Here is a 26,695-nt window from a genome sequence, read left to right as displayed (position 1 = left end):
AGTTGCCCCTGCCTGCAGGGTCCTACTTTCCGGCGCCGGCGGTCAGTCCGCCGACGATGTACTTCTGCAGGAAGAGGAACAGCGCCATCACCGGCAGCGCGGCGAGCACCGCGCCGGCGGCGAACACCGACCAGTTGGAGGTGAACTCCTCGGAGACATAGGAATACAGGCCCACGGCCAGCGTCTGGTTTTCCGGCGAGACCAGCACCACGGAAGCGATCACAAAGTCGGAGGTGCTGGAGATGAATGACAGCAGCCCCACCACCGCGAGGATCGGTGCGACCAGGCGCAGCACGATGGTGAAGAAGATCCGCGCGTGTCCGGCGCCGTCGATCTTCGCCGCCTCGTCGATCTCCACCGGGATCGTGTTGAAGAAGCCGTACATCAGGTAGGTGTTCACGCCCAGCGCCCCGCCCAGGTACACCATGATCAGCGCGATCTGGTTGTCGATGCCCAGCGCCGGGAAGACGTCGCCCACGCTAGAGAGCAGGATGAAGATCGCCACCACTGCCAGCAGCTGCGGGAAGATCTGCACGACCAGCAGGCTGACCAGCCCAAAGCGCCGGCCGGTGAAGCGCATCCGGGAGAAGCTGTAGGCCGCCAAGGCACCCATGAAGACCGAGGCCGCGGCGGTGGTCAGCCCGATGAACAGGGTGTTGCCGAACCAGGCGGCGAAGGGCCGTTGGGGATTGGCGAACAGGTCCTGGTAGCTCTGCACGCCGATGCGGGAGAACAGCCCGTTGGAGGACAGCAGGGTGCCGTCGGGGTTCAGCGAGGCCGAGAGCACATAGAGCAGCGGGAAGGCGGCGTAGATGCACAGGGCGATGCCGATCAGGTGCCGCCAGCCGGTGGCGGCGAACCATTTGCGCAGGCTGCGGCGCTTTGTGGGAACCGGGGTGTAGGTGCTCATTAGTTCAGCTCCTCCAGGGCCTTGGTCTGCTTGAAGCTGATGACAGCGATCAAGGCGACCAGTACGAAGATGATGATCGAAAACGCGCTGGCCAACCCGTAGTCGCGCTGCGATCCGACGAAGGCGACCTTGTAGACCATGGAGATCAGGATGTCGGTAGATCCCACATTCAGCCCCGCATTTTCAAGCCGCGGGCCGCCCTCGGTCAGCATGTAGATCACGTTGAAGTTGTTGAAGTTGAAGGCGAAGGAGCTGATCAACAGCGGAGCCACGGAGACCAGCAGCAGCGGCAGCTTGATCAGGCGGAAGATCTGGAAGGGTTTGGCCCCGTCGATCTTTGCCGCTTCGGCCAGCTCATCGGGGATCGACTGCAGCGCACCGGTGCAGACCAGGAACATATAGGGAAAGCCCAGCCACAAGTTGACCCAAAGCACCGAGAACTTGGCCAGCCACGGATCGGTGAGCCACGGGATCTGCGCCCCGCCGAAGATGACCTGGTTGATGAAGCCGAAGTCGCGGTTGAGCATGCCTGCCCACACCAGGCCGCCGAGGAATGCCGGGAAGGCATAGGGAAGAATCGAGATGACGCGGTAGAACTTCTTGCCCTTCATCCGCATGTCGTTGAACACGATCGCCAGGAACAGGCCCAGGAAGAAGGTCGTCGCCACTGACAGGAAGGCGAAGGCGAAGGTCCACACGGTGACCGAGGCCAGGGCAGAGCGGATGGACGAGTCGGTGAAGGCCCGGGTGAAGTTCTCGAATCCCACGTTGATGGACCAGCCGGGCATCAGCTGCGTCCCGTCGCCGGCGGTGAATGCCCCGACCCCGGTATCCGAGTAGACCACGCCGGTTTTCGAGTCGGTCATGGTGTCTGCGGCCTGGTCGTACACGAGGTTGGAGACATATTGGTAGGCGGTGCGCCCGTCCGAGGTGCGCAGCGAACCCTGCGCCGGGTCCTGGCTGATCGGCACCCGCAGCGAAGTCACTTCCTGCTGGCGCCCCAGCAGGTCGGCGAACTGCAGCTGGGTGTAGCCGGCAAGATCGGCATCGCTGGCGGGGGCCAGCGCATCATCGCTGTCGCCGATCATCTTGGTCCCGTCCCTGGTGACCAGCAGCGAGAGCTGCCCATCGCGTTCAAGGACTGTCACCGGGTAGGCCGGAGAATCCGGGACGCGCTCCTGGTTCGACTGCAGCAGCGCCATCACCGCGTCCTCCTTGGTCGAGTTGTGGCCCGAGCCGTAGTTGGTGAAGGCGATGTACCCGGTATAGCCGATGACGAAGACCTGGAAGATCAGCAGGAAGATGGTGCCCGGCAGCAGGTATTTGGCAGGCAGCCAGCCGCGCTTGAAGTACACCAGGTTGATCGCGGCGGTGATCGCCGCAATGACCCCTGCAATGGCCCAGGCTTCACGGCCGATGGCGGTGAACAGCGCAAAAAGTGCTGTGGCATCCACGATGGCGATCATGATGATCTTGGCCAGCATGGCTCCCAGCGAGGTGGAGGAGGCGTGGGCGAAACGGCGGGCGGCCGGCGACAGTTGCGGCGGCTTGCGCTCTTGGGTCAGTGACATCGTTCAGGTATTCCCGGGTAGTGAATCGGGGCAGCGGCCAGGTGCGGTGCGCTGCCCCGATGGGTGGATGAGGGCAGAGACTACTTGGAAATCGCCTTCTGGATATCGGCGGTCATCTGCTTCCAGCGCTTGACCGGGTCGGCCTTGCCGTTGATGATTTCAGCCTCGGCGACACCCCAGAATTCCCAGACGGCTGCCATTTCCGGGATATTCGGCATGGGCACGCCGTTCTCCCCTACCGCGCCGAAGGCGGCGATGGCTTCGTCGGCCTTGGCGGCTTCGAATGCCTGCTTGTTGGCCGGCGGCCGGTTGCCCACTTCATAGAGCTTGGTCTGCACCTCGGCGGTGCCAATGTAGTTGGTCAAGAACTCGGTAGCCGCCAGCAGGTTCTCTGTCTTGGATGAGACGAAGAAGCCTTGGACCGCTACGAACGGCTGGGCGTCCTTGCCGCCTGCGCTGGGGATCGGGTCGATGGCCAAGTCGATCTTGGCCTTCTTCACCGCATCGACGTTCCATGGGCCGGTGAGCAGGAATGGCGAGTCTCCGGAAACGAACTTTTCCTTGGCGATGTCAGCATCGACCGAGGTCTTCAACGTGCCTGCCTTGCCCTGCTCGGCCAGCCACTTGGCGAACTCCTGGCCGCCTTCGTTGCCGATCTGCAGATCCTTCGGGTTGTAGGCTCCCTTGTCATCGGTGCCGAAGACCGGTGCGCCGAATGACGTCTGGAACGGGTAGAGGTGGAATGGGTCGCCGACCTCAGAGACCTGGACCAGGAATGGGAATTCGGTACCGGCCTTCTCCCCCTGGGCGATCATCTCGTCAAAGGTGGCAGGTGCCTTGTCGGCGAGCTTTTTGTTGCGCAGCAGCGCCAGGTTTTCGGTGGCATAGGGCACGCCATAGGTCTTGCCTTCGTAGCTCATGGCGTTGATTGCCACGTCTTGGAAGCCTGCTGCCTTGTCCCCCAATTCCACCGGCTGGACGACGCCGTTGTTCACCAGGTTGCCCAGCCAGTCGTGGGCTCCAATGGTGATGTCAGGCCCCTTGCCGGTGGGCACCTGCTTAAGGAAGTCCTCTTGGATCTTAGAGAAGTCCTTGATGACAAGCTTGACGTCAACACCCGACTGCTTTTTGAAGTCAGCGGCCGCTTCCTTGAGCACAGGTTCACGGTTGGCATCAACCCACACCGTCAGCGAACCGGCGTCAGCGGCTGGCGAGGACTGCTCGGTGGCGGGCGAGGTTTCGGGGGCGGTGCCGCCGCCGGTTCCGCAGGCAGTCAATGACAGTGCCGCGACGGCGGTCATAGCTGTGCCCCAGAGCAGGGAACGCTTCTTCACCTTCATGGGATGTCCTTTCATGACAACTTTGTCCAGAGGACCGCCGGGATACATCATGCTGCAGCCCTTGGGTCGGGATCATTCGAGCTGTAATCCACAACTTAATTGTAAGCGTTTCCAGAGTGGCATAGATCATGAAGATTGACAAGAAGATCCATAAAATCAGTTTGAAAACCCGGAACCTCGCTTCACGCCCACGTTCGCCTCAAGAGCTACCTTCAATAAAAGTGAAAGCGTTTACATGTGGTGATTTTTCCTTTATGGTTACCGTCATGACTCAAATGCGTTCCTCCGCCGACTCTTCCCCCACGTCCAACGGCGACGAGTGGTGGCGCTCGTCGGTGATCTACCAGATTTATCCACGCTCGTTTGCAGATTCAAACGGCGATGGAATGGGCGATCTGCCGGGCATGACCCAGCGTTTGGACTCTCTGGCCGCCTTGGGCGTCGATGCCATCTGGCTCTCCCCCTTCTTCGCCTCGCCCCAGAAGGACGCCGGATACGACGTATCGGACTACTGCGACGTAGACCCACTGTTCGGCACCTTGGAGGACTACGACCGGCTCGTTGCCCGAGCCCATGAGCTTGGGCTGCGCGTCATCGTCGACCTCGTGCCGAACCACTGCTCCGATAAGCATCCATGGTTCCAAGAAGCTCTGGCATCCGACCCGGGATCGCCCGAACGCGACCGCTTCATCTTCCGGGACGCCCCCGAATCCGGCTACCCCAACAACTGGGACTCGGTCTTCGGCGGGCCGATGTGGACCCAAACCACCAACCCCGACGGCACGCCGGGCCAGATGTACCTGCATATTTTTGATTCCTCGCAGCCGGATTTCAACTGGCACAACGAGGATGTCCGAGCCATGTTCCGCGATGTGCTGCGCTTCTGGCTGGACCGCGGCACCGATGGATTCCGCGTCGACGTGGCCCACGGCCTGATCAAGGCCGAGGGGCTTCCCGACTTCACGCCAGATCCAACGGCCGCTTCCATGGGCGGAACCGAAGAGCTCGCACCCTGGTGGGGCCAGGACGGAGTCCACGAGATCTACCGCGACTGGCGCACCGTGCTCGACGAGTACGACGGCGAGCGCGTGCTCTGCGCCGAGGCCTGGGTTAATCCCCTGTCTCTGATGGCCAAGTGGGTGCGCTCCGATGAAATGCACCAGGCATTCAACTTCCCGTACCTGTCCTGCGGATTCGACGCGGCGCAGATCCGGTACACCATCGACGAGTCGCTGCGGGAGTTCGCTGCGGTAGGGGCTCCGAGCACCTGGGTGCTGTCGAACCACGACGTGGTGCGGCATGCTACGCGCTTGGCGTTGACCGACGAGAATCCGCAGGGCGAAGGCATCGGACCCAAGACGCCGAACCTTCCGGATCCCGCGGTCGGCCTGCGCCGGGCCCGGGCGGCCAGCGCACTGATGCTCGCCCTGCCCGGGGGCGCGTACATCTACCAGGGGGAAGAGCTGGGCCTGCCAGAAGTGGCGGAGCTGCCCGATGAGGCACGTCAGGATCCCACGTGGTTCCGCACGAACGGCGAGCGCTATGGACGCGACGGCTGCCGCGTGCCGATCCCCTGGGAAGCTGACAGCCCCGCCGCAGGCTTCTCCTCCACCGGCGCATCCTGGCTGCCCCAGCCGGAATATTGGGCTGGCTATGCCCGCGATGCACAGCAACAGGATCCCGGCTCCACCCTGAACCTGTACACCGCGCTGCTCGCGCTGCGCCGGGAGCATGCTTTGGGCGCAGGCGCCTTGGCCTGGCTGGAGTCGGAAAGTGAGCAGGTGCTGATGTTCAGCAACTCCTCGGTCATCATGGTCGCCAACTTCTCCCCCGAAGCCCAGCCCCTGCCTGAGCGCCTGCGCGGATCGGTGCAGCTGGCATCAAGCGCCGTGCAGGATGCTGCGGGGCAGGTCGCGGCCGAGTCGACCATCTGGTTTACCAAGTAGAAGCACTGTGCCCACCGGGTAATCTGGAGCGTGGGCCCTGAGCAGCCATTGTCTGGCACGGGGGCCGCGCATTACGTGAAAGGATCATCGTGGCCGGAATCAAAGACGTCGCCGAAGCCGCCGGCGTTTCGGTAGCGACGGTGTCCCGCGCCCTGTCGGGCCGGGGCAATGTGTCGGCATCGGCGCTGGCCGCCGTGCAGCAGGCCGCCGCCGAGCTGGGCTATGTCGTTTCCTCCAGCGCCTCGGGCCTCGCCTCGGGCCGGACCCGCAATATCGGCGTGCTGGTTCCGGTGATCAACCACTGGTTCTATGCCAGCGTGCTGGAGGGGATCTGCACCGCGCTGATGCGCGAAGGGTATGACACTACCCTGTACCAGCTGAGCAAGGATCCGAAGCAGCGCGACAGGGTCTTCTCCGATTTCCTGCAGCGCCAGCGCGTGGACGCCGTCATCGCCATCAATGTGGAGCTTTCCGAGGACGAGCTGGTGGCCCTGCATGCACTGAACAAGCCGTTGGTCGGAGTCGGCGGGCCGCTGCCCAAGGTCCCCACCCTGCATGTGGACGACGAGGCGGTGTCTGCCTTGGCCACCGAGCACTTGATTTCGCTGGGGCATTCGCGGATCGGGTTTATCGGCGGCTCGCTGGAGACCGATGTCGATTTCCAGGTGCCCTCGCACCGCCGCATCGGCTATGAGCGCGCCCTGGCACAGGCTGGAATCGAGGTGGATCCCGCACTGATCGTGGGGGCCGATTTCACCATGGCCCAGGGCTATGAGGTGGCCAAGCAGCTGCTGGGCAATCCGGCGACCAGGCCCACCGCGGTTTTTGCGGTCAGCGACGAGATGGCTATCGGCGCGATCTTGGCAGCTCGGGACCTGGGCCTGAGCGTGCCGCAGGACCTGTCGGTGGTTGGCGTGGATGACCACGAGCTTGCCGCCTTGTTCTCGCTGACAACCATCCAGCAGCTGCCTCACGAACAGGGCGAGATGGCGGTGGGCATGCTGATGCGGGCCATCCGCGGACAGGAACCCGCCATGGCCCACCAGGTGGAGCATCGGCTGATCGTGCGAGGCTCAACGACCCGCCCGCCGCTTTAACTAATCATGGCCGGATAAGACGACGATTACTGTGTCTTATCCGGCCATGAGGTTCAGCAGGGGTTCAGCCTAGGCGTGGTCAACCTTCGACGATTCACCCTCGACCTCTTCCAGATGCAGGCTGCGGCCGCGGGTTTCGCCGACCCACAGCACCGCCGCAACGGAGATGATGGTCAGCACCATGATGTAGATGGCGATCGAGATCGATGCGCCGGTGGCCTGCAGCAGGATCTGCGCCACGGTGGCCGCGAAAGCGCCGCCCAGGATCGCGCCGATGGCGTAGCCAATGGAGATGCCCGAGTAGCGGATGTGGGCCGGGAACATCTCGGCGTACATGGCCGACTGCGGGCCGTAGGACAGGCCCAAACCGATGGTCAGCACGAAGATGCCCAGGGTGTAGAGGTAGATGTTGCCGGTGTCCACGAGCATGAACATCGGGATCATCCAGATGAACACCAGTGCGTAGCCCCAGACGAAGGTGGCGCGGCGGCCGATCTTGTCCGAGAGCCAGCCACCGACCAGCGTGAAGATCAGCCAGCCGAAGGAGCCGATGGTGGTGGCCAGCAGCACCGGCGCCACTGGCATGTTCAGCACCTTGGTGGTGTAGGAGATGAAGAACGCAATCACCAGGTAGCCAGCGGCATTGTTGGAGATAAAGATCAGCGCGGCCTGGACAACCTGCTTGAAGTTGCTGCGCATCAGTTCCTTCAGCGGCGTGTGCTCCGAAGCCTTGCGTTCTGCCATCTGCTTGAAGATCGGGGATTCCTCCACGGCACGGCGGATCATGTAGCCGACCAGGATCAGCGCCACGGAGAGCAGGAATGGAATGCGCCAGCCCCAGGCGGTGAACTGCTCTGGGGTCATTGCCACGCGCAGGATGTAGAGCAGTCCGGTGGCCAGGATCATGCCGATGGGCACGCCGATCTGCGGGTAGGCGCCGAAGTAGCCGCGGCGGTGGTCCGGAGCGTGCTCCACTGCCATCAATGCCGCGCCGCCCCATTCGCCGCCGGCAGAGAAGCCCTGGATGACGCGCAGCAGCACCAGCAGGATTGGAGCCAGGATGCCCGCGGTCGCATAGGTCGGCAGCACGCCGATCAGTGCGGTAGCAGCACCCATCAGGATCAGGGTGAGCACCAGGATCTTTTTGCGTCCATAGCGGTCGCCCAGGTGGCCGGCGATGATTGCACCCAGCGGGCGGAAGAAGAAGGAGATGCCGATCATAGCGAAGGACAGGATCTGGGCCAAGCCCGGGTTTGATTCTCCCAACGGCGCCAAGAACAGCGGCGTCAACAGGGTCGCGGTGAGCTGCGCGAAGATGAAGAAGTCGTACCACTCAATAGTGGTTCCCACCAGGGTGCCGGCGAGAACGCGCCGCTCTTCCTGGGTCCGGGAAACGGTATTAGACATTGAGGTGTCCCCTTGATGCGAGTTTAGTTACCGACCGTTCGGACGGTTAGACAAGATCATACTAGGCGATAAGTGAGTCGCATCACAATACCAGCGATGTAACACTTCAGCATCAACCCATGATCAAGCACGCAAAGACGCTAGTCAGCAAATTATTCGCCGAAGTGTCCTGCGATCTGTTCTAATAGTGAACTACGAGGACCAGGTTTCTTTATTCACTGAAACCACCCGGCGCCCGGGCTGCTCCCCTGGTCCGCCCCGCGCCAGAAGATCTAAATCATGCCAACGTCGCAAACCCTTTCACGCGGAGTCCAGGTACTTGAAATCGTCGCGGCAGCTCCATCGGCCCTCTCCATCGCCGATGTCGCCGCACAGCTGGAAGTCCACCGTTCAATCGCCTACCGCATCATCCGCACCCTAGAACAACACCGGCTGCTCAGCCGCGACGAGGCGGGGCACATCCGCCCAGCGGCCGGCCTGAGCGTGCTTGCCCGCTCCGTCCAGCGAGACCTGCAGAATGCCGCCGCACCCGAAATCGCCGCACTGGCAAACCAGCTGTCGATGACGGCGTTCCTCGCCGTCTGGGAGCACGATGTCTGCACCACCCTGCAGTCGGCCCAGCCCCGGCAGGACTGCAAGATCATGGAGCACCGGGCCGGCTCGGTCCATTCCATGGATCTGGGCGCAAACAGCATCGCCATCCAGTCCTTGTTCACCAAGGAACAGTGGAAGGCCAAGGAAACCGGCATCGAATACCGCTCCCAGGCCAGGGAAGCGCGCATCGACGGGTATGCCTGCACCCAGGACGAGGTGAGCCCCGGGGCCAGCTGCATCGCCGTGCCGATCATCAGCCAGCAGTGCGCCCCTGCCACGCTGGCCGTGCTCTATCCCACCTCGCTGCAGCCCGAACGCGAGGGCATCGTCCGGGCGCTGAAGGAAGCGGCGCTGAACATCACCGAGGCGCTGGAAGAACGTTCCGGAGCCTAGACACCGCCCTAATGACGGACAACGGCAGCGAGCCGCCGAGACCCTGTGGTCTCGGCGGCTCGCTGCTTCTTGGCTTTCTGCGGCGGCTCCGGTCTAGCGCACCCTGCGCAGGGAGGCGGATCGCGCGACGACCAGCTTCATCAGCACGGCGGAGACCAGGATGACTGCCGAGGCGCCGGTGGCAACCCAAAACGCCCCCAGGTAGCCCATCGATTCGGCCAGCAGGCCGGCCAGCCCATTGCCGATGGCGGTGCCGACCACGATTCCGGCCGAGAGCATCGTCATCACGGTAGACAGCCGCTGCGGCGGAGCCACTTCCCCGCCAAGGGTCATCACCGTCACGATGACCGGGCCCACGCCGAAGCCGGCGATGAACAATGCCGCCAGCATCCACACAGTGGTGTCGGCCAGGTGCATGCCGAAGCTGAGCACCGTCAGCACCGCGCCGCAGGTGATCCAGCGGCTGATCTGGGTGAATCCCTGGGGCCAGGCAGCCACGGACACTGCGGCGATCGCGCTGGAAAGCCCCATGGCGCCATAGAGCAGGCCGCCCTGATTCGAGTCGCCTTGGGCACCGGCAAAGGCCAGGGTTCCGGCGGCGGTGGAGCCAAAGACCGTGCCCAGGGCAATCATGCTCAGCACCAGGGCGCCGATCGCCGCGACCTGCCCCTTGCCGATGGCCGCCTTGGCCCCGTGCTGCGCGGCCGCGCTCGGTGTGACCGCGTTACCGGTGGGGTGCAGGGCGAACAGCGGCACCAGGATGATGGTCAGGACCGCTGCAATATACAGCGGCAGCACCGGCGCCAGCAGGGAGGCGAGCAGGCCGACGGCCACCGGGCCGAAGACGAAGCCGAGCTCATCGAGCATCGATTCCAGGCTCAACGCGGCGGAAAGGGTCTTCGGCTCCTGCTTGCGCTGGCGGGAGATCGCAATCCAGCGCACGCGGGACATGGGACCGACCTGCGGCCCGGTGGCTCCGGCGGCCAGGCACAGGCCGATCAGCAGGCCTGCGGAGAGGTCGGGTCCGGAGTTGCCGAAGATGCTCAGCGCAACGAGCAGCAGGGTGTGCAGCACCGCGGCAGTGATGAGCACCGGGCGCTGGCCAATTCGGTCGGCGATGTAGCCGATGCTTGGGCCGCCCACTGCCGAGCCGATGCCCACCATGGCGGCGGCCAGGCCACCCAGTGCATAGGATCCGGTGCTGGCGATCACCAGGGTCATCGACCCGATGGTCAGCATGGCCAGCGGCAGCCGGGCAAGGAATGTCAGGGGGATGAATGGTGCGCCGACCATGGGCAGCAGCGCCGAGTAACCGGATTTCACGGCGGGTTCCTTTGCATCGTCACGGTGCAAGGTATGTTGAGTCAACAAATCTCCAACACGAAGCGTGCGCCGTCCCACACCCCTCGACGCACAAATTGCCCATACATGCCGAATGGCACTAGTTTCAAGATAGCTAGTGCCAATGGCAGTGTCCAGTCATAGTGCGGCTAGTTGCTTAACCTCACGCTCGATGCGCGAGCCATACTGGGTCTTCACCACGCTGACGCGGTTGGTGATGCGCTGCTTCATCTCCGCAACATGGGACACCAGCCCGATGGTGCGCCCGCCGGCGCGCAAATTCTCCAAGGCGGCCATCACCTGTTCGAGGGTCTCGGCATCCAGCGAGCCGAAGCCCTCGTCCACAAACAGCGTCTGCATGTCCACGGCTCCCGAATGGTGGGAGATCACATCGGCCAGCCCGAGAGCCAGGGCCAGGGAGGCCATGAAGGTCTCACCGCCGGAGAGGGTCTGGGTTTCGCGGTGCTTTCCGGTCCAGGAGTCAAGCACGGTCAGGCCCATGCCGGACTTGGAGTTGCCCTGCTTGGAGTCGTCGTGGTGCAGGGAGTACCGCTCCCCCGACATGACCTTGAGCCTTTCGGTGGCCGCCACCGCCACCTCCTCCAGGCGGGCGGCGAGCACATAGGTACTCAGCGTCATCTTGTACAGGTTCTCGCCGCCGCCTCGGATTACCTCGGCCAGGGCGCGCAGCCGGCGGTAGGCCTCGATCTTCGGACCTGCTGCTTCGCGCTGGGTGTGCAGAAGCTGCACCGCATCGTGGTGGCGTTGCAGCTGGGACTGCGCCTGCACCTGCACCTTGCGTGCCGCTTCGAAGGCTAGATCTGCAGCGGTGAGCGCGGAAGCAGCCTGCTCAATTTCTTCCTCTCCCGGGGCGGAGGCTCCTTGCGCGATCAACTGCACACCGCGCTGGTAGTCGGCGGAAGCGCGCAGGGTTGCAATCGAACTGGCCCGTTCGGTGTCCTGTTGAATCAGTGCACGCAGCGCCTGGCGATCAGCCTCCACCAGCACCGCCGCCTGATAGGCCTGGGTGTCGGCAAAACCAGCGGCGCCGCGCTCGTCCTCCCAGCGCTGGCTGGCGGCTTCGGCGGCTTTTCGAGCCTCCCGGCAGCGGCCCAGTGCGTTGTACCCGCGGGTGAACGCGGCGGCGCGTTCTTGGAGAACTGCAACCTTCTGCTCAAGGCTTTCGTGCTCGGCACGCACGGTCTGCAGTTTGTGGTCCAGTTCTTCCAGCTTGGCCTGCTGGTTCTTCACCGTGCTCTCCGCGGCGGCCAGGTCGACGAGCAGCTGCGAATGCGCGGCGCTGTCCTTCTCAATCCGGCTGCGCAGAGCTTCGATCTTCTTATTCAGCGTAGCGACCGCGGCGCCGTGTTCACTGGCGGCCTTGAGCTGATCTGTGCACTGCGCCAGTTTGGCTTGCAAGTCCTCGACGCTACCGCCGGCGGCTGCCTCGCTGGCGGCTTCCAGCCTGGTGGCAACCGCCTCGCGCTGGTTGCCCAGCGTGGTCAGCACTGCGCGTTCCTTGTCCACTGCGGCGCTGAGCTGTTCAACCTGTTCATCGTCGATCAGCTTCGCCTGGGCGTCGGCGCGGGCCGGGTCCGGGTGTTCGGTGGCCCCGCAGACCATGCAAGGTGTTCCATCTTCCAGGGCGGCGGCCAAGCGCAGCGCACTCTGTTCCAGCTGCGTGCGGCGAAGTTCCAGCAGCGCCTTCTCGGCGTCGACAACTTTCAGCGACTGCGCGGCAACTGCCTGCTCCGCCTTGGCTATGGTGCCTTCAAGCTTGTCGCGCAGCTTGGCCTGTTCAAGCTGGGCTTCGATGGCTTGCTGTGCGGTTTTCGCCTCCTGCACCGCCGCATCGGCCGCCTGCTGGTCGGTGTCCTGTGCCTCGAGTTCTTCGCGTTCACCGCGCAGCGCCTCAAGGTTTTCACGCGCCTTGCTTTCCTGCGTGGTTGTGGCCTGCTGCAGTTTCTTGGCCGCTTCCAGTTCCTTGGCCAGCTGTTCGCGGCCAGCCTCCTCGCGCAATGCGGCCTTGGCTATAGTCAGTTCGGCTTCCTGCTCCTTGACCAGTGCAGAGACCTGCGTAAACGACTCGGCTGAATCGGCAAGGTCGTAATCCTGCTCGGCCTTGAGCCTGGCTTGAACGGAGGCCAGAGCCTGCGCGGTGGAGTCGCGCAGCTCGGCCGCCGCAGTCGATGCTTCCAAATAGGCTCGCACCGAGGCAGCCTTGGCATCTTTTTCCACCTTGGCCGCGGCGTCCACAGCGGCTGGATGCTGCAGCTCGTGGTCCTCCACTTTGGCTTTCAGCTGCGCCAGCAGGGCAAAAACGCGAACCCGCTCTTCCAGGTCGCGAACCAGCTGCTGGGCGGATTTCAACGAGGTCCTGGCGCTTTCGGCGGCTCCTGAGTAGTGCTGAGTACAGCTCTGGATCCGCTGCGCGTAATTGGAGAATTCTTCCTCAATGCTCAGCCCCGCTGCCGCGGCCTGGACTTGTTCGTCTGCCTCGGCCTGCTCGTGCTGGGTCAAAAAGGCAGTGGCGTCATGGCGGATCACATTTTCACTGGCCGTGAGCTCTGCTTCCAGCGCTTCGGTGTTTTTGCGCTCCAGGTTCAACCTGGCGGCGAATTCTTCCTCAATGGCGGCATAGTCGCTGGTGTCGAAGAGATTGGCCAGCAGGTCTTCGCGGTCCTTGGCCTTGGCGCGCAAGAAGTCTGCGAAGCCGCCCTGCGGCAGCATCACCACCTTGGTGAACTGGTCCCGGTCCAGGCCCAGCAGACCGCCGAGGATCTGGCCCACCTCGTCATTGCGGGTGGATAGCTGCTCCCACGCCCCACCCACCCATTCGCGAAGGTGGCTGGCCGCCTTCTGCTCGGTGGTCTTGTTCTTCCCGCGCTTGGAGGGACGCATCCAGGCAGGCGAGCGGGTGACTTCGAAGCGGCGGTCGCCGATGGTCAACTCGCAGATGACCTGCGGCTCGACGCCGGCGGCTGCATGGTCAGAGCGGATCTGCCGGCTGCCGGTGCGGTTGCCCGGCAGCGAGCCGTAGAGGGCATAGCAGATGGCATCGAGGATGCTTGACTTGCCGGCACCCGTCGGGCCGTCGAGCAGGAAGAGCCCGCCCTCGGCCAGCTCGTCGAAGTTGATGACCTCGGCGGCCGCAAAGGGGCCGAAGGCCTGGATCTGCAGCTGGTGTATTCTCACAGGCTTGCCTTTGCTTCACGAGTGGCGGTGATGACCGAACGGACCAGCTCTTTTTCTTCCTCATCGGCGGCGCGTTCACGAACATGCTCGATGAAGCCATCCACCAGGTCTTCGGTGCTGGAGGACTTGGCAAGGCGCTGAGCGTAGCTGCTCGGCTGATCCTTGGCCTCCACGCCCTGCGGGTCGAAGTTCAACACCACGGTGTCCGGGAAGCGCTCGCGCAGCCGGTTCATGGCGTCGGCCGGGCGTTCCTTGTCGGTCAGCGTAATCTGGCACCAGGCGTCCACCGCGTATTCAAGCTCGGGGTCCGCCAGCAGCGTTTCCAGCTCCCCGCGCAGGGTGGCCAGTGGCTTGGGCACCGAAAGCAGCACCTCTTCAACCTCGCCGAGCCCATCGGCGGTGGTATTGATAATCCAGACGCCCTTGATCTGCTTGGCTTCGGAGAAAGAATAGGCCAGCGGCGAGCCAGAGTAGCGCACATGCTCACGCACCTTCTGCCGCCCATGCAGGTGGCCCAGTGCCGTGTAGTCGAAGTGCTCAAAAAGCTCCACCGGCACCACGTCCAGGTTGCCGGTGCTCAATTCGCGTTCGGAGTCGCTGCCGACGCCACCGGCGGCAAAGAGGTGAGCCATGGAAATCGAGACCACCGAATTGCCCTCTGCACGCCGGCGCGCAAGATCCTCGTTGATGCGTTCAATGGCCGCCGCCACGACCGATTCATGGGTGGCTTTCTCAACGCCCAGCTGGTCCATGACCATGCGGGGTTCCAGATAGGGAACGCCATAGACTGCCACCTGGTGGTCTGCTGCGTCGAGCAGCACCGGGGTGAGCATCCGCTGAAGGTCTGCGTAGATGTGGACGCCGGCGGCGTCCAGCAGATCAGCGCCGAAGTTCAGCCGGGAGGCCGAATCGTGGTTGCCGCTGGTCAAGATGATCTTCGCCCCGGTGGCTGCCAGCTCGCGAAGCGCCCAGTTGCACAGCCGCACAGCATCCACATGCGGCAGCGCGCGGTCGTAGATGTCGCCGGAAATTAGCACGGCGTCGATCTTCTGCTCCCGGGTGATCTGGATCATTTCGGCAAGGACCGTGCGCTGGGACTCCAGCAGCGACGCACCGTGGAATGTGCGCCCCAGATGCCAATCGGAGGTGTGTAGCAATCGCATATTTTCCACCTTATGCAATCACACGGACACAAAGGACATTAGACTGTTGGATGTGAATGAAACCGGTGAAATTGCACTCCTGCCAGAGAACTACTCAGACAAGGTGTTCGCCATTCTGCTCGGCCTAGCCGACGGCGCAACCCACGCCCGCGACGACATTGATCCCGGGGCCACCGAAATCCTCCCGCTCTACCTTGCCGACGGCCTGCTCGAAGCCCTGGAATGGGCCAACGACGGCGTGGCCAGCGACGAAGCCGCCTGCATGTGGCTGGCCGCCCTGCGCAGCTACCGCAAGCTGACCGGAGCGTTCCCCGACGGAGCACCGGAACCGCTGAACCGCTGGATCGACGAGGAACTAGCCCACGTGGAGATCTTCGAGGAAATCCACCCGGGCGACGAGAACAACCTCAACGGGCTGAACAGCAATGAAATGGGCCAGGCCGGCCGGCCTACCGGCGCCGGGGCCGACTCCACCGGCGTGCTGCCGCGCGCGGCCATTGCGGCGCTGCTGGGCCGCGTTCCGGTGAGCACCACCGAATCCCTGGCCCGCTCGGCAGCGTTCCTCACCCATGACGCCCAGGCCGCCGCCGTGTGCATTGCCGCGGCGAAGATCGTGCGTTCGGCCATGGAAGAAGGCGAAGAGGCGGCCGCTAGCTGGCCCGCGCTGCTCGAACCGCTGGAAGGCGAAGCCGCCGCGGCCCTGCAGGACATCGTCGCGCGCATCAGCGCCTCGATCGGCCAATCCCCCGCCGACGCCTACAAAAGCTACTTTGAAGCCGCCGAAGAGCAGCCGGAATCCGATGTGGAAGCCGTCGAGGTGCACAGCGCCGATGAGGAAATCCTCCGCGATCCGGAAGCCGACGCCTACGCGGTGGCGCTGCTGGCGGCGCTGCACGGCTCGGATGCCATTGGCGAGCGCCCGGCCACCGCGCTGGATGACGTAATTTCAGAGCTGCACGACCGTTGGATGGCCCTGCTGGTCTAGGCCAGCACCAACCGCCAAGATATCCAACAGATCCGCAAAGAGCGCCGTCTGCTAGAAGCAGCCGGCGCCCTTTGCGTGGGAATTCAGGCCGCCGCGCGGGCAGGCTGCGGCTTGTGTCGCAGGGACGGGGCGAAGCTGAGGAACGTCGCGGCAACCCCGGCCAACGCCAGCCAGGCGGCCGATTCGAATACCGTCTGCTGGACGACCTGGCAGATGCTGGTGGCCGTCTCGGCTCCTGGCGCGCTGGCGGCGATGCCGCAGGTGGTTCCGTCCAAGGAAAGCGGCATGAGCAGCGTTACCACGGCCAGGCCGGTGAGGATGACCGCGCTGGCGGCGGCGAAGACCCCGCAACGGGCAAGGTGCGCGAACCTGACAAGGAATGCCGCCAGGCAGGCGACAAACAGGATTCCAGCCATGGCGAGAACGAAGCCCGCAGGAGGATCGGCAAGGAAGGTGATCATGCTCGGTGCCTTAGGTGGGGGTCAAGACACTTCCAACCTAACAGCAGCCGCCTCACACGCAGCGGGTTTAGCATGCCGTTTCCCCGCATCCGTGCCTAGGCGGTCAGCGAGAAGCCCCCGACAAGCTGCAGGAACTCGCCCTCGGAAATAATCGTGACCTTCTGACCTTTTTCCCTCAGGCGCAGCACATGCTTGGCCTTATTGGTCAGCCGGCCGGTGGCCAGATCCTGCGGGATGAATCCGTCGCCGACAACCAGCGCGGTGGTGGCGCGGGTAACCCGAGAGGCGGTCTGCGCGCCATTCTGGGCCGCCAGCTGCTTGGCCTGCGGGCGGGGCATACCTAGGTTTCCGGTGAAGACCAGCACCTGCCCGTAGAGCGGATGGCTGGGATCGGCGTGCAGATTCGGCTCGGGGTTGGGCCCTTCCTGTGGCCAGTTGGCGAAGGCGTCCTGGGCCGGCAGCTTGTGCCCGGCAGCCAGCCATCCCTGGGCGTCCTTGGTGGCCCGGGACAGCTCGTCCCCCGGCTTCCAGGCGCGGGTCAGGCCCATGCCCACCTTGTAGTGGTCGGCAGCCTGCAGCACGGTGGTGCTGCCGGCGCGCTGGGCCATGTCGATCATCGCCCAGGCGCAGGCGGTTGAATCCGCCAAGGCCTCATGGTGGTTCTCGATCGGATGCCCTGCCTCCTCGGCGACGAAGGGCAGCGAATAGCTGGGCAGGTCGTAGGCCTTGCGGGCAAGCTTCACGGTGCACAGGTGCGCGATTTCGCTGACCGGACGCTCGCTGGCTTCGCTGGCGGCGCGGATGACGCCCGAGTCGAAGGCCGAGTTGTGGGCAACCAGGACATCAGGCCCGACAAAGTCCATCAGGTCGTCGAGCAGCTCGTCCACGCGCGGAGACGCTGCAACCATCTCTGGTGTGATGTGGTGGATCGAGACATTGCGCGGGTCGAAGTGGTCGAAGCCTGCCGGTGGTTTCATCAGCCATTGAGCGGTTTCAACGATCCGCCCCGAGCGGACCTTGACCAGGCCGACCGAGCAGGCCGAGCCGATAAATCCGTTTGCCGTTTCAAAATCTACTGCAGTGAAGTCCAATGCCACGCAGTCAAGTATACTTCCATAGCCTTTCAATCGGCCCCAGGCTGGCCTTCTGAGGCCATCTTCCCCGTGCTTGACTGCGCGCTGGACAGCCGCCGGATCAGCACCATGTTCGACTCCTGACATGCTTCAACCGAGCCGGCCGCGCCGCTGCGGCGGGCACGCTGGCAGCAGCCGTCCATGGCCAAAAGCACACCAAAAATGGGGCCCCGGCCGCAGTTTTGCCGTAAAATTGAGTCGTTTGCCCACTTTTGGCGATCATCACCCCAGCAGCTGAAAGGCCTCCATGTCCACACAAACACCGGCAAGTCCACCGGCCGAAAAATCCGACAAGTACGCACGCAAGGCGGTCTTCGCCGCGGCCATCGGCTATGGCCTGGACGGCTTCGACCTGCTCATCCTCTCCTTCGCGCTGACGGGAATCACCGCGAGCTTCGGGCTGAGCAATCCGCAGGCAGGCTCGCTGGCGACGCTGACCCTGCTCGGCGCGGTGCTGGGCGGATTCGTCTTCGGCGTGCTGGCCGACCGGTTTGGCCGCGTGAAGATCCTGACCTACTCGGTGCTGATCTTTGCCGTCTTCACCGGACTTTCGGCGGTGGCCACAGGCTTCTGGGACATGGCAGCCTACCGGTTTATCGCAGGCATCGGCATCGGCGGCGAGTTCGGCATCGGAATGACGCTGGCGGCCGAGGCGGTCCCCGCCCGTTGGCGCGCCCGGGCCACCAGCTGGGTGGGCATCGGATTCCAGTGCGGCGTCTTGGCCGCCGCGCTGATCTCCGCGCCGGTCATCGCCGCCTTCGGCTGGCGTGCACTCTTTGTCATCGGCGCGATTCCAGCGGTTTTCGCGATGTTCGTGCGCAAGGGCGTGGAAGAGCCTGAAAAATTCGCTGCGTCCGATCACCGTCCGTCGCTGCGCCAGTCATTGGCGCCGCTGGTAAACACCCCGGCTGCCCGCCGCATCTCGCTGGCGATGATCATCCTGACCAGCGTGCAGAACTTCGGCTACTTCGGCATCATGACCTGGCTGCCGACCTACCTGGCCAAGCAGTACGGCATGACCCTGACCGGTTCAAGCCTGTGGACCGCGGTGACTGTCGCCGGCATGATGGTCGGCATCATTGCCTTCGGCCAGGTGGCCGACCGCGTCTCGCGCCGTGCCGCATTCTGGATCTTCCAGATCGGCGCTGCAGTTTCGGTGCTCGCATACTCGCAGATCACCAACCATGCGCTGCTCATGGCGGCAGGCTTCGTGATGGGCGCCTTCGCCAACGGCACCTTGGGCGGCTACGGCGCCCTGCTGGCCGAGCTCTACCCGACCCATGCCCGCGCCACCGCACAGAACGTGCTGTTCAACATCGGCCGCGGCGTCGGCGGCTTCGCCCCGCTGGTCATCGCCCTGCTCGCACAGTCCTATGGCTTCCCGGCCGCGCTGGCAATGCTGCCGGTCATCTATCTGCTTGGCTTCTGCGCCATGTTCCTGATTCCCGAGCGGCGCGGAGCTGAACTGAGCTAGTTCGCCCCGCAGCAAGAAGCCTGCCACCTCGCCAAGAACGAGGTGGCAGGCTTCTTGCGTTTCCTAGGCTGTCGCCTTGCGCAGCGTCAGATAGGAAGCTCCCGCCAGCACGACAGCCAGTCCTGCGCCCAGCAGGGTCACGGACCCGGCAGTCCAGGCCGCCAGCCACTGCCCCACCGCCGGCCAGTGGTCCCCATAGGTAATGATGGCGACTGTCCCCAGCAGCACTACTGCCAGCGAGATGGTGAAAAGCAGCACTCCGGTGGTGCGCCACCTCATATACAGGGTGGCTGAAAAGAAGCCGAGCATGAACAGCAGGGACATCAGCACCCAATAGAAGGCGATCTGGACCACCGCGTTGTTTTCGGCCACCCATCCAAGGGCAAAGAACTGACCGTTGACTCCCCATCCGCTGGTCGCGGTTTCCACCAGTCCCATCAGGTAGTAAAAGATCGACAATGCCAAGGCGCACACGCTGAACAGCGCCACGGTTCCCAGATAGAACGTACGCCGTGAGACGCTCATTGCCATAGAGAACGGGAAGGTCAGCGTCAGCGCCTGGATGCCCAGGGCGAGGAAGTACCACATGGGCGCCTGTGCGCCGCCGCTGTACACCGAATCCTCTGCGCCGGCTCGGCGGACAATCGCCCAAATGGCCAAAGTGAGCAGGAACGAGCAGGCGAGAACCAGCAGCGGAATGCCGATGAAGGTCCATTTGTTGATCAGCTGCATGCGGGCAACTTTGATGATGCGGTTCATTTGCGCGCCTCCTGTTCCATGGTTCCGTTCTGGTCGGCGGCTGCATTCAATGTGCTGCGCACGACCAGCTGCTGCAGGGACACCGGGCTGAGGTCCAGTCCAAGCTCTGCCGCTTCGCGGCGCTGCTGATCGCTGAGCCGTCCTTGGACCGTCAAACTTGCAAGGCTGCCCAGCGCATCGCGGTGCAGCACCTTGCATCCGGCAGTGAATTGAGCGACCTTCTGCGCATTGCCGGTGACGGTGAAGGCCGCTCCCTGCAGCTCTTCGGCTTCCGCGTTGATGACGATTCGCCCCTGGTCGATGACGATCACGTGCTCCAAGAGGTTGGACACCTCGTCGATCAGATGGCTTGACAGGACAATGGTCCGCGGGAACTGCGCAAAATCTTCAATCAGTCGGTCGTAGAAGATCTGCCGGGCTACAGCGTCCAGGCCCAGATAGGGTTCGTCGAAGAACGTGATCTCGGCGCGCGATGCCATGCCGATGATGACGCCGACCGCCGACAGCTGTCCACGGGAAAGCTTTTTAATTCTGCGTTTTACGGGCAGGTTGAACGCTCGGACCAGATCCTGCGCCAATTCTTCATTCCAGTTCTCAAAGAAGATCGCTGCTGCTTTGAATGCCTGAGAAGCTTTGAAGTCATCTGGGTATTTCTGCGACTCCCGGATGAAGCAGATGCGCGACAGGGTGGGATCGTGTTCGAAGGGTGTGTGGCCAAAGATCTCAGCTTCTCCCTCCGTGGCGAAGTTCTGCCCGGTCAGAATCGACATGAGCGTCGTCTTTCCGGCTCCGTTGCGTCCCAGCAGTCCGTAGATTCGGTTTGCTGGAAGTTCGAGGTTGACGTTGTCCAGGGCGCGGACATCCTTGTAAGTTTTGCTCAGCGCCCGGGTGAGAATTGCTGGGGCTTCACTCATGGCTCGTTCCTGATGTTTATTGCAACCCGCCGCACAATGGCTAAGTCGGCGAGTTGGCTTTGATCATGGCAAGCAGTTCATCTTCGTTGATGCCGAGCTTGGCTGCTTCGGCTTTCAGCGGGGCGATGAACTGATTCGCGAAATGTTCACGGCGCTGCTGGCGCAATTTTTCTGGTGCACCTTGGACCACAAACATCCCGATTCCCCGCTTCTTATATAGCAGCCCCTCGTCAACCAGCCTGTTGATTCCCTTGGCGGCAGTTGCTGGATTGATCCGATAGAAGGCTGCGAACTCGTTTGTCGATGGAACCTGCGATTCTTCGGCCAATACGCCGGAGATGATGTCGTTCTCAATCAGTTCGGCAATCTGCAGAAAGATCGGCTTGGAATCATCGATCACTTCCGACTCCTCTCTGTTGCCGACAATTTCAACTGTTACCAACCACTTAGTTAGCTGGTTAGTTACTCATGTAACTAACCATAGAACCACAGTGGCGCCACATGCAACCCCCTCAACGGGACGACTCATAGAAAGTGCAAACTATTCGCATACTAAATCCCGGATAAAACCTGAAAATAGGCTAGATTCTGCAATTTTCATCCACAGGAAACCTCACCCCAATCAATCAAAAATTACGATATTGACCTGCTCCTTAGCCGTTTCAAGATGATGCCAAAGTTGTCGCACAGCCACAGATACAAGCCTTGGAAAGACCCCCTTCCCGATTTTCTTTCAAGGAATCAATCCGATGAATATCCTGCTTTTCGCTGTGGTCGACCTCGTCGCCATCAGCATCCTGACAGCATGCTTGTACCTGCCGCGGCACCGCAGGCGGGATCTGTTTGTGTCCTATTTCGGCATCAATATCGGTGTCTTTGCCGTGGCCGCAGCGCTGTCCTCCAGCACCGTGGGCATCGGCCTCGGCATGGGGCTGTTCGGGGTGCTCTCGATCATTCGACTGAGGTCAAATGAGCTTGAGCAGCACGAAATCGCCTACTACTTCTCGGCCCTGGCCATTGGACTAATTTCCGGCATGACCCCTTCGCCCCTGTGGGTCGCCATGGCGCTGATTGCGCTGATCCTGGTGGTCATGCTGGTGGTCGACAATTCAAAGGTCCTCCGCCGCTACCGCCACCAGGAAGTCGTGCTTGACCGCACTTTTGCCACAGAAGAACAACTCGAGTCATACCTGAGCCAGGTACTGGGCGGAGCAAGAATTCACCAGTACACGGTGCAGCTGCTGGATCTGGTCAATGACAAGACCGTTCTCCGAGTCCGCTTCTCAGCCGCAACTCCCCCAGTCACCGGTGCGGAGCCTATAGAGACAAACTCTGCTGCTACTTCCGCACAGTTCTCAGCTCCCAGCCCTCAAGCACTTGTCCAGGAGACCCGATGACCTGGGCATCCGACCTTGCAGCAATCAGTCTGGACGCGCTGAATGAAGCCGCTGCCCTGCAAACCCGAACCGACCGGAAATACATACTTTCATCGCTTCAAGCAGATCGACTGTTGCCGATGCTGGCCTCGGGGGCCCGCATCCTCGCCATCGACGGGCTCAGGTCATTCCGCTATCGCTCCATGTACTTCGACACCCCACAGCTGACCAGCTACTACTTGGCAGCACACCCCCGACGTCGGCGCTTCAAGATCCGCACCCGCAGCTATACGGACTCCCTGCAGTGCTATCTGGAGGTCAAAACCGAAGGCGCCCGGTCCCAAACCGTCAAGGAACGAATCGAACACGACTACCTGCGCAGCAGCGACTTGGACAAGGCGGCACTGGCCTACATTGCCTCAACCTTGGAATCGGACCTGGGCGCATGCCCGATCGATCTAGCCCAGCTCAGCGCGGTGATCGAATCCTCCTATGCCCGGACCACCCTGTACCTGGCGGCAACGAACAGCCGCGTCACGGTCGACGAGCAGCTGACATGGCGCGATCCTTCCTCGGGTTCACTGCTGCGCTGCAGTGAAGTCATCGTGGAAACCAAGTCAGCCCATCATGCAGGGCCTGCCGACAAGCTGCTGTGGCAGCACGGCATCCGGCCATCGAGAATCTCAAAATTCGCCACCGGCATGAGCCTGATGAATCAAAGCCTGCCGGCCAACCGATGGCATCACAGCACCAAGCACAAACTGACCACCCAATTTCACCTCCACCCTGAGGAGTCTTCGCTATGAACCCACCAGTCCCCGACCGTCCGGGACGACGCTACTCCCGCCTCAACATGCTGGCCGCTTCCCTGTCCATTGCGGCTCTCGCCTTGGCAGGCTGCTCTGCTTCGGCTTCACCTGATTCACAAAGCAGCAGCGTCATCAACACCAGTGTCAGCACCGAAACCGCAAGCTTCTTCAACAGCGACAAGGTCCACGAGATCAACGTCGAGGTATCCGAAGATTCCGTGCAGAAAGCGCTCAAGGCCTATGAAGACGACCAGTCCAAGGAATGGGTCAGCGCGACTGTCACCATCGACGGGAAAGAATTCACCAATGTCGGTCTGAGGTTGAAGGGCAATTCGACTCTTCGACAGGCAGATACCAGTTCCAATGCGGCGGACCTGCCCTGGCAGATCCGACTGGACAAATACGTGAAAGGCCAAAGCTATTCCGGACGCACCCAATTTGTGGTGCGAACCAATAACTCCCAGACCTCGCTCAATGAGGCGGTGGCACTCGAACTGCTGGGCGAGGCAGGACTTGCCACCGAACACGCAGCAGCCACGCGGTTCACGTTCAACGGAAAGGACGCCCAACTGAGGCTGGTCATCGACAATCCGTCGGACGAACTGTACAGCCAGGAATCGTTCAACGAAGACGGCATCACCTACAAAGCCGACGCCAGCGGGGACTACTCCTACCGCGGAGATCAGGGTAGCGACTACGAATCGGCGTTCAGCGTCGAATCAGGCCGAGAGGTTCTCACCCCGGTGGCCGAATTCTTGAACTTTGTGAACAATTCTTCGGATGAAGACTTCGCTTCGCAGCTGGCACAGAAGCTGGATGTCAACCAGTTCGCCGCCTATCTGGCGATGCAGGATTTGGTCTCCAACAGCGACGATATCGACGGCCCCGGCAATAATTCATACCTGCGCTATGACCAATCCAACGGCACCATGACAGTGGTCGCCTGGGACCAGAACCTCTCATTTGGAGGCATGGGCTGGGGCAAGAATCCGGATGGAGGACAAAATCCCGGCCGCCGGCAGGATTTTGACAGCGATTCGCTGCTGAAGCAGTTTTTGCCCGATGGCGCTGACCTTGCAGATGCCAAGACCCAGATTTTGAAGGGCGTCCTCCCCGATGGCGCCGCACTGCCCGAAGGGATGGCTTTGAACAGCGGCGCGCAGCTGATCACAGTCTTGAAGTCGCTGGTGGAAGGAAAAATGCCTAACGACATCACATTCCAGGGCATGGACCCCGGCAACGGCAAGCGCCCGCAGATGCCAGGCGGTCAGGATGGGGCCAAGCCCGATGATGCGCAAACCCAAGGCGGACGCGGCTTTGGCTCCAAGAGCAATCCTCTGGTCACACGGTTCTTGGCCAATGACGAATTCAACGCCAAAGTAGAGCAGGCCAAGAGCGAGCTGAAAACCAAGCTCTATGACTCCGGCACCGCCAAAAAGATCTTGGACAAGTGGAGCACATTGCTGACCGAGCAAGCGGTGGACCTCGTCGATGCAGAGACCATCGCCAGCGAGTCGTCAAAGATCGCGGCGTATTTCACCGCAGATGTCAGCAGCAGCCAGCCAGGCAGCGTGCAGCCTCGCTCGGAAGAAGAGGACGAGCCCTCTTCCAACGCCTCGACTCTGGCCGACCAGTCATAAGAGGCTGTGCATAGTTCGGCCCCGCAGTTTTCGAGCCGAGAACTGCGGGGCCGAATTCTTGTCGCGTGGCGGCGGGATCAGGAGGCGGCCAGCGCCTTGGTGACCTCGTCGATGATCGCAGGCAGCAGGGCGGCGAATGCGCGGGCCCTGTGCGAGGTGGCGTTCTTTTCCTCCGGGGTGTGCTCAGCCATGGTCTTGCCCGAGCCGGACGGCTCAAAGATCGGGTCGTAGCCAAAGCCGTGCTCTCCGGCGCGTTCGGTGCGCAAGATGCCTTCCACCTTGCCCAGCTCGACGTGCTCGTTGCCGGTTGGTGTGGCCAGGGCTGCGGCGCAGACGAACTGTGCGCCGCGGTGCTCGGCGGCGATGTCGCCCAACTGCGCCAGCAGCAGGTCGATGTTGCCTTCGTCATTGCCGTGCACGCCGGACCAGCGGGCGGAGAAGATGCCCGGCGCGCCGCCGAGCACATCAACGCTGAGCCCGGAGTCGTCGGCCAGGGCGATCAGCCCGGTGCTCGCGGCGACTTCGCGGGCCTTCTTCAGCGCATTGCCTTCGAAGGTCACCTGGTCTTCCACCGGGTCGGTGGCGCCGGCGGTCGCTGCGTCGATGACCTGGGTGTCGACGTCCAGGCCCGGCACCTGGCCGCGCAGCAGCTCGCGCAGTTCGCGCAGCTTGCCTGCGTTGTGCGAGGCGAGGACTACTACCGGTGCGCTCATTTGCCGGCCCGCAGGGTGTCGCGCTGGATCTGCGCCAGCTCGGTGGTGCCGATCAGCGCCAGGTCCAGCAGCGAGTCGAGTTCTTCGCGCTTGAACGGCACGCCTTCGGCGGTGCCCTGCACTTCGACGAAGTCGCCGGAGCCGGTGACCACGACGTTCATATCGGTCTCGGCGCGCGAGTCTTCCTCGTAGGGCAGGTCGAGCATCGGGGTTCCGTCGATGATGCCCACCGAGATGGCGGCGACCGAGTCGGAGAGCACCTTGGCATTCGGCTTCAGGATGCCCTGGGAACGGGCCCATTCGACGGCCTCGGCCAGCGCCACATAGGCGCCGGTGATGGCCGCGGTGCGGGTGCCGCCGTCAGCCTGCAGCACATCGCAGTCGAGCACGATGGTGTTTTCGCCCAGTTCCTTGGTGTCCACCACTGCACGCAGCGAACGGCCGATCAGGCGTGAGATTTCGTGGGTGCGGCCGGACAGCTTGCCCTTGACCGATTCGCGGGAGTTGCGGGTATTGGTGGCGCGAGGGAGCATGGCGTATTCGGCGGTGACCCAGCCGGTGCCCTCGCCCTTGAGCCAGCGCGGCACGCCTTCGGTGAAGGAAGCGGTGCACAGCACGCGGGTGTTGCCGAATTCAATCAGCGCAGACCCCTCTGCCTGGGCGGACCAGCCGCGGGTGATGGTAATGTCTCGAAGTTGCGCGGCGCCTCGGCCGTCAGCACGTAAAGTCATGATTCCATCCTATCCACCAACAGGCGGCAATTTACCAACTGACGATTGGGAGTCGGGGTGGATCACCACACAGCATTTTCCGGGCCGCGGGCTCAGTTCCGCCTGAGCCGAGGTGCAGGCGCAGCCCCGCAGCACCCCGTCGATCAGGTGGTAGTTCATGGAGCACACCAGCTGTGTTTGATGCTGGGCCACCATGTGGAAAGGGCAGTTTTCCATGCAGATGCTGCCGTCGTCCTCCTGCACCGGCGCGTAGCCCAGCTCGTCGAGCAGCTGCATCAAATCATCTGCTCCGGCGCCCAGGCTTTCGCCTTCGCTGCGCGCGGCTTCCAGCAGCGCCTGCTGGACCATGCCGGACTCGTCGGCCGCCGCGGCGGCGGCCAGCAGGCTCGACAGGAGCCGGTAGTTGCGCGGGGGCACGCTCAGCGAGACCTCTTCCTGTGCCAGTTCGTAGAGTTTGGCAGGGCGCCCAGCCCCGGGACCGGTCTTGCCCTGGATTCTGGCAAAGGTGGTTGCCAGCAGTCCGGCTTCGGTGAGCTTGTCCAGGTGGTAGGCGGCCAGGGTCCTGCTGGTCCCGGAAGCCTTGGCGGCTTCATCGCGGCCCACCGGCGCACTGCTTTGCGACACGAAGTCGAACAGACGTCGTCGAACCGGGTCACCCAGCGATTTAAGCACCGCATCTGATGTTGTTTTCTGGTTCTTCGTCATATTCCAAATTCTATCAACAATGGATCTTGACAAAAAGG

23 protein-coding genes are annotated in these 26,695 nt (G+C 62.8%); 8 read left to right on the top strand and 15 right to left on the bottom strand.

Annotated features, from left to right (window positions below; all coding sequences use genetic code 11):
• Nucleotides 1-22: 22 nt before the first annotated feature.
• The 3 genes from AUR04nite_RS05985 to AUR04nite_RS05975 all read right to left on the bottom strand — a co-directional run bounded on the left by AUR04nite_RS05985 (nt 23) and on the right by AUR04nite_RS05975 (nt 3,821).
• Nucleotides 23-910 carry a sugar ABC transporter permease gene (locus tag AUR04nite_RS05985; protein WP_141362969.1) on the bottom strand — a complete coding sequence of 296 codons (888 nt, stop codon included), beginning with the start codon at nt 908-910 and terminating at the stop codon, nt 23-25.
• The gene (locus AUR04nite_RS05980; protein WP_141362967.1) at nt 910-2,481 is read right to left on the bottom strand and encodes an ABC transporter permease subunit; all 1,572 of its coding nucleotides are present in this window, start codon (nt 2,479-2,481) and stop codon (nt 910-912) included. Before AUR04nite_RS05980 ends, AUR04nite_RS05985 begins: the two co-directional genes overlap by 1 nt.
• 80 nt (nt 2,482-2,561) lie before the next feature.
• Entirely contained in the window at nt 2,562-3,821 is a 1,260-nt protein-coding gene (locus AUR04nite_RS05975) for a sugar ABC transporter substrate-binding protein (RefSeq protein WP_141362965.1), read from the bottom strand.
• Between the two features lie 266 nt (nt 3,822-4,087).
• Between AUR04nite_RS05975 and AUR04nite_RS05970 the strand changes: the two genes are divergently transcribed.
• Both AUR04nite_RS05970 and AUR04nite_RS05965 read left to right on the top strand, forming a co-directional pair.
• Nucleotides 4,088-5,767 carry a glycoside hydrolase family 13 protein gene (locus AUR04nite_RS05970; protein ID WP_246055404.1) on the top strand — a complete coding sequence of 560 codons (1,680 nt, stop codon included), beginning with the start codon at nt 4,088-4,090 and terminating at the stop codon, nt 5,765-5,767.
• A gap of 89 nt (nt 5,768-5,856) precedes the next feature.
• Entirely contained in the window at nt 5,857-6,864 is a 1,008-nt protein-coding gene (locus tag AUR04nite_RS05965; protein ID WP_141362961.1) for a LacI family DNA-binding transcriptional regulator, read from the top strand.
• Between the two features lie 69 nt (nt 6,865-6,933).
• On the opposite strand, the gene AUR04nite_RS05960 is transcribed toward AUR04nite_RS05965, so the two are convergent.
• On the bottom strand, nt 6,934-8,271 hold the full coding sequence (locus AUR04nite_RS05960; RefSeq protein WP_141362959.1) for an MFS transporter: 1,338 nt from the start codon (nt 8,269-8,271) through the stop codon (nt 6,934-6,936).
• A gap of 279 nt (nt 8,272-8,550) precedes the next feature.
• Between AUR04nite_RS05960 and AUR04nite_RS05955 the strand changes: the two genes are divergently transcribed.
• Nucleotides 8,551-9,258 carry an IclR family transcriptional regulator gene (locus tag AUR04nite_RS05955; RefSeq protein WP_141362957.1) on the top strand — a complete coding sequence of 236 codons (708 nt, stop codon included), beginning with the start codon at nt 8,551-8,553 and terminating at the stop codon, nt 9,256-9,258.
• Between the two features lie 93 nt (nt 9,259-9,351).
• Here AUR04nite_RS05955 and AUR04nite_RS05950 read toward each other — a convergent pair whose 3' ends face one another.
• The 3 genes from AUR04nite_RS05950 to AUR04nite_RS05940 all read right to left on the bottom strand — a co-directional run bounded on the left by AUR04nite_RS05950 (nt 9,352) and on the right by AUR04nite_RS05940 (nt 14,957).
• The gene (locus AUR04nite_RS05950) at nt 9,352-10,581 is read right to left on the bottom strand and encodes an MFS transporter (protein WP_246055402.1); all 1,230 of its coding nucleotides are present in this window, start codon (nt 10,579-10,581) and stop codon (nt 9,352-9,354) included.
• A 156-nt stretch (nt 10,582-10,737) separates the two neighbouring features.
• The gene (locus AUR04nite_RS05945; protein ID WP_141362954.1) at nt 10,738-13,794 is read right to left on the bottom strand and encodes an AAA family ATPase; all 3,057 of its coding nucleotides are present in this window, start codon (nt 13,792-13,794) and stop codon (nt 10,738-10,740) included.
• Nucleotides 13,791-14,957, bottom strand: coding sequence for an exonuclease SbcCD subunit D (locus AUR04nite_RS05940; RefSeq protein WP_141362952.1), 1,167 nt, complete (start codon nt 14,955-14,957; stop codon nt 13,791-13,793). The genes AUR04nite_RS05945 and AUR04nite_RS05940 overlap by 4 nt, the downstream gene beginning before the upstream one ends.
• Before the next feature lie 52 nt (nt 14,958-15,009).
• Here AUR04nite_RS05940 and AUR04nite_RS05935 point away from each other — a divergent pair, with 52 nt between their 5' ends.
• The gene (locus AUR04nite_RS05935; RefSeq protein WP_141362950.1) at nt 15,010-15,942 is read left to right on the top strand and encodes a hypothetical protein; all 933 of its coding nucleotides are present in this window, start codon (nt 15,010-15,012) and stop codon (nt 15,940-15,942) included.
• Between the two features lie 83 nt (nt 15,943-16,025).
• Here the strand turns inward: AUR04nite_RS05935 and AUR04nite_RS05930 are convergent, their stop codons facing one another.
• Nucleotides 16,026-16,403, bottom strand: coding sequence for a hypothetical protein (locus AUR04nite_RS05930; RefSeq protein ID WP_141362948.1), 378 nt, complete (start codon nt 16,401-16,403; stop codon nt 16,026-16,028).
• Between the two features lie 95 nt (nt 16,404-16,498).
• Nucleotides 16,499-17,500 (bottom strand): exonuclease domain-containing protein, encoded by a 1,002-nt coding sequence (locus AUR04nite_RS05925; RefSeq protein WP_141362946.1) that lies wholly within the window; start codon nt 17,498-17,500, stop codon nt 16,499-16,501.
• Between the two features lie 283 nt (nt 17,501-17,783).
• On the opposite strand from AUR04nite_RS05925, the gene AUR04nite_RS05920 reads away from it, so the two are divergent.
• Nucleotides 17,784-19,010 (top strand): MFS transporter, encoded by a 1,227-nt coding sequence (locus tag AUR04nite_RS05920; protein ID WP_141362944.1) that lies wholly within the window; start codon nt 17,784-17,786, stop codon nt 19,008-19,010.
• Nucleotides 19,011-19,073: 63 nt separating this feature from the next.
• Here the strand turns inward: AUR04nite_RS05920 and AUR04nite_RS05915 are convergent, their stop codons facing one another.
• From AUR04nite_RS05915 to AUR04nite_RS05905, 3 genes are read right to left on the bottom strand one after another with little or no spacing between them, the layout of a single operon-like run.
• Entirely contained in the window at nt 19,074-19,769 is a 696-nt protein-coding gene (locus AUR04nite_RS05915) for a hypothetical protein (RefSeq protein ID WP_141362942.1), read from the bottom strand.
• Nucleotides 19,766-20,683, bottom strand: a complete 918-nt coding sequence (locus tag AUR04nite_RS05910) for an ABC transporter ATP-binding protein (RefSeq protein ID WP_141362940.1) — start codon at nt 20,681-20,683, stop codon at nt 19,766-19,768. Before AUR04nite_RS05910 ends, AUR04nite_RS05915 begins: the two co-directional genes overlap by 4 nt.
• A 40-nt stretch (nt 20,684-20,723) precedes the next feature.
• Nucleotides 20,724-21,083, bottom strand: coding sequence for a GntR family transcriptional regulator (locus tag AUR04nite_RS05905; protein ID WP_174787861.1), 360 nt, complete (start codon nt 21,081-21,083; stop codon nt 20,724-20,726).
• A gap of 349 nt (nt 21,084-21,432) precedes the next feature.
• Between AUR04nite_RS05905 and AUR04nite_RS05900 the strand changes: the two genes are divergently transcribed.
• From AUR04nite_RS05900 to AUR04nite_RS05890, 3 genes are read left to right on the top strand one after another with little or no spacing between them, the layout of a single operon-like run.
• A complete protein-coding gene (locus AUR04nite_RS05900; RefSeq protein WP_141362938.1) occupies nt 21,433-22,080 on the top strand; it encodes a DUF4956 domain-containing protein in 648 nt (215 codons plus the stop codon).
• Entirely contained in the window at nt 22,077-22,865 is a 789-nt protein-coding gene (locus tag AUR04nite_RS05895; protein ID WP_141362936.1) for a polyphosphate polymerase domain-containing protein, read from the top strand. Before AUR04nite_RS05900 ends, AUR04nite_RS05895 begins: the two co-directional genes overlap by 4 nt.
• Nucleotides 22,862-24,508, top strand: coding sequence for a CotH kinase family protein (locus AUR04nite_RS05890; RefSeq protein ID WP_141362934.1), 1,647 nt, complete (start codon nt 22,862-22,864; stop codon nt 24,506-24,508). Before AUR04nite_RS05895 ends, AUR04nite_RS05890 begins: the two co-directional genes overlap by 4 nt.
• Before the next feature lie 77 nt (nt 24,509-24,585).
• Here the strand turns inward: AUR04nite_RS05890 and rdgB are convergent, their stop codons facing one another.
• From rdgB to AUR04nite_RS05875, 3 genes are read right to left on the bottom strand one after another with little or no spacing between them, the layout of a single operon-like run.
• Nucleotides 24,586-25,221 carry an RdgB/HAM1 family non-canonical purine NTP pyrophosphatase gene (gene rdgB / locus AUR04nite_RS05885; RefSeq protein ID WP_141362932.1) on the bottom strand — a complete coding sequence of 212 codons (636 nt, stop codon included), beginning with the start codon at nt 25,219-25,221 and terminating at the stop codon, nt 24,586-24,588.
• Nucleotides 25,218-25,952 (bottom strand): ribonuclease PH, encoded by a 735-nt coding sequence (gene rph, locus AUR04nite_RS05880; protein WP_141362930.1) that lies wholly within the window; start codon nt 25,950-25,952, stop codon nt 25,218-25,220. Before rph ends, rdgB begins: the two co-directional genes overlap by 4 nt.
• 9 nt (nt 25,953-25,961) lie before the next feature.
• Nucleotides 25,962-26,657 carry a helix-turn-helix transcriptional regulator gene (locus tag AUR04nite_RS05875; protein WP_141362928.1) on the bottom strand — a complete coding sequence of 232 codons (696 nt, stop codon included), beginning with the start codon at nt 26,655-26,657 and terminating at the stop codon, nt 25,962-25,964.
• Nucleotides 26,658-26,695: the final 38 nt, after the last annotated feature.

This window comes from Glutamicibacter uratoxydans, from assembly GCF_006539925.1.
GTDB classification, from domain to species: Bacteria; Actinomycetota; Actinomycetes; order Actinomycetales; family Micrococcaceae; genus Glutamicibacter; species Glutamicibacter uratoxydans.
This window is presented reverse-complemented; position numbering and strand designations above follow the sequence as displayed.

What these genes read in the sequence shown, in the direction of transcription:
- AUR04nite_RS05930 (WP_141362948.1), bottom strand. Translation starts at nt 16,403, where the DNA reads ATGATCACCTTCCTTGCCGATCCTCCTGCGGGCTTCGTTCTCGCCATG.
- AUR04nite_RS05955 (WP_141362957.1), top strand. Translation starts at nt 8,551, where the DNA reads ATGCCAACGTCGCAAACCCTTTCACGCGGAGTCCAGGTACTTGAAATC.
- AUR04nite_RS05975 (WP_141362965.1), bottom strand. Translation starts at nt 3,821, where the DNA reads ATGAAGGTGAAGAAGCGTTCCCTGCTCTGGGGCACAGCTATGACCGCC.
- AUR04nite_RS05985 (WP_141362969.1), bottom strand. Translation starts at nt 910, where the DNA reads ATGAGCACCTACACCCCGGTTCCCACAAAGCGCCGCAGCCTGCGCAAA.
- AUR04nite_RS05895 (WP_141362936.1), top strand. Translation starts at nt 22,077, where the DNA reads ATGACCTGGGCATCCGACCTTGCAGCAATCAGTCTGGACGCGCTGAAT.
- AUR04nite_RS05900 (WP_141362938.1), top strand. Translation starts at nt 21,433, where the DNA reads ATGAATATCCTGCTTTTCGCTGTGGTCGACCTCGTCGCCATCAGCATC.
- rdgB (WP_141362932.1), bottom strand. Translation starts at nt 25,221, where the DNA reads ATGAGCGCACCGGTAGTAGTCCTCGCCTCGCACAACGCAGGCAAGCTG.
- AUR04nite_RS05970 (WP_246055404.1), top strand. Translation starts at nt 4,088, where the DNA reads ATGACTCAAATGCGTTCCTCCGCCGACTCTTCCCCCACGTCCAACGGC.
- AUR04nite_RS05980 (WP_141362967.1), bottom strand. Translation starts at nt 2,481, where the DNA reads ATGTCACTGACCCAAGAGCGCAAGCCGCCGCAACTGTCGCCGGCCGCC.
- rph (WP_141362930.1), bottom strand. Translation starts at nt 25,952, where the DNA reads ATGACTTTACGTGCTGACGGCCGAGGCGCCGCGCAACTTCGAGACATT.
- AUR04nite_RS05915 (WP_141362942.1), bottom strand. Translation starts at nt 19,769, where the DNA reads ATGAACCGCATCATCAAAGTTGCCCGCATGCAGCTGATCAACAAATGG.
- AUR04nite_RS05875 (WP_141362928.1), bottom strand. Translation starts at nt 26,657, where the DNA reads ATGACGAAGAACCAGAAAACAACATCAGATGCGGTGCTTAAATCGCTG.
- AUR04nite_RS05960 (WP_141362959.1), bottom strand. Translation starts at nt 8,271, where the DNA reads ATGTCTAATACCGTTTCCCGGACCCAGGAAGAGCGGCGCGTTCTCGCC.
- AUR04nite_RS05890 (WP_141362934.1), top strand. Translation starts at nt 22,862, where the DNA reads ATGAACCCACCAGTCCCCGACCGTCCGGGACGACGCTACTCCCGCCTC.
- AUR04nite_RS05910 (WP_141362940.1), bottom strand. Translation starts at nt 20,683, where the DNA reads ATGAGTGAAGCCCCAGCAATTCTCACCCGGGCGCTGAGCAAAACTTAC.
- AUR04nite_RS05940 (WP_141362952.1), bottom strand. Translation starts at nt 14,957, where the DNA reads ATGCGATTGCTACACACCTCCGATTGGCATCTGGGGCGCACATTCCAC.
- AUR04nite_RS05920 (WP_141362944.1), top strand. Translation starts at nt 17,784, where the DNA reads ATGTCCACACAAACACCGGCAAGTCCACCGGCCGAAAAATCCGACAAG.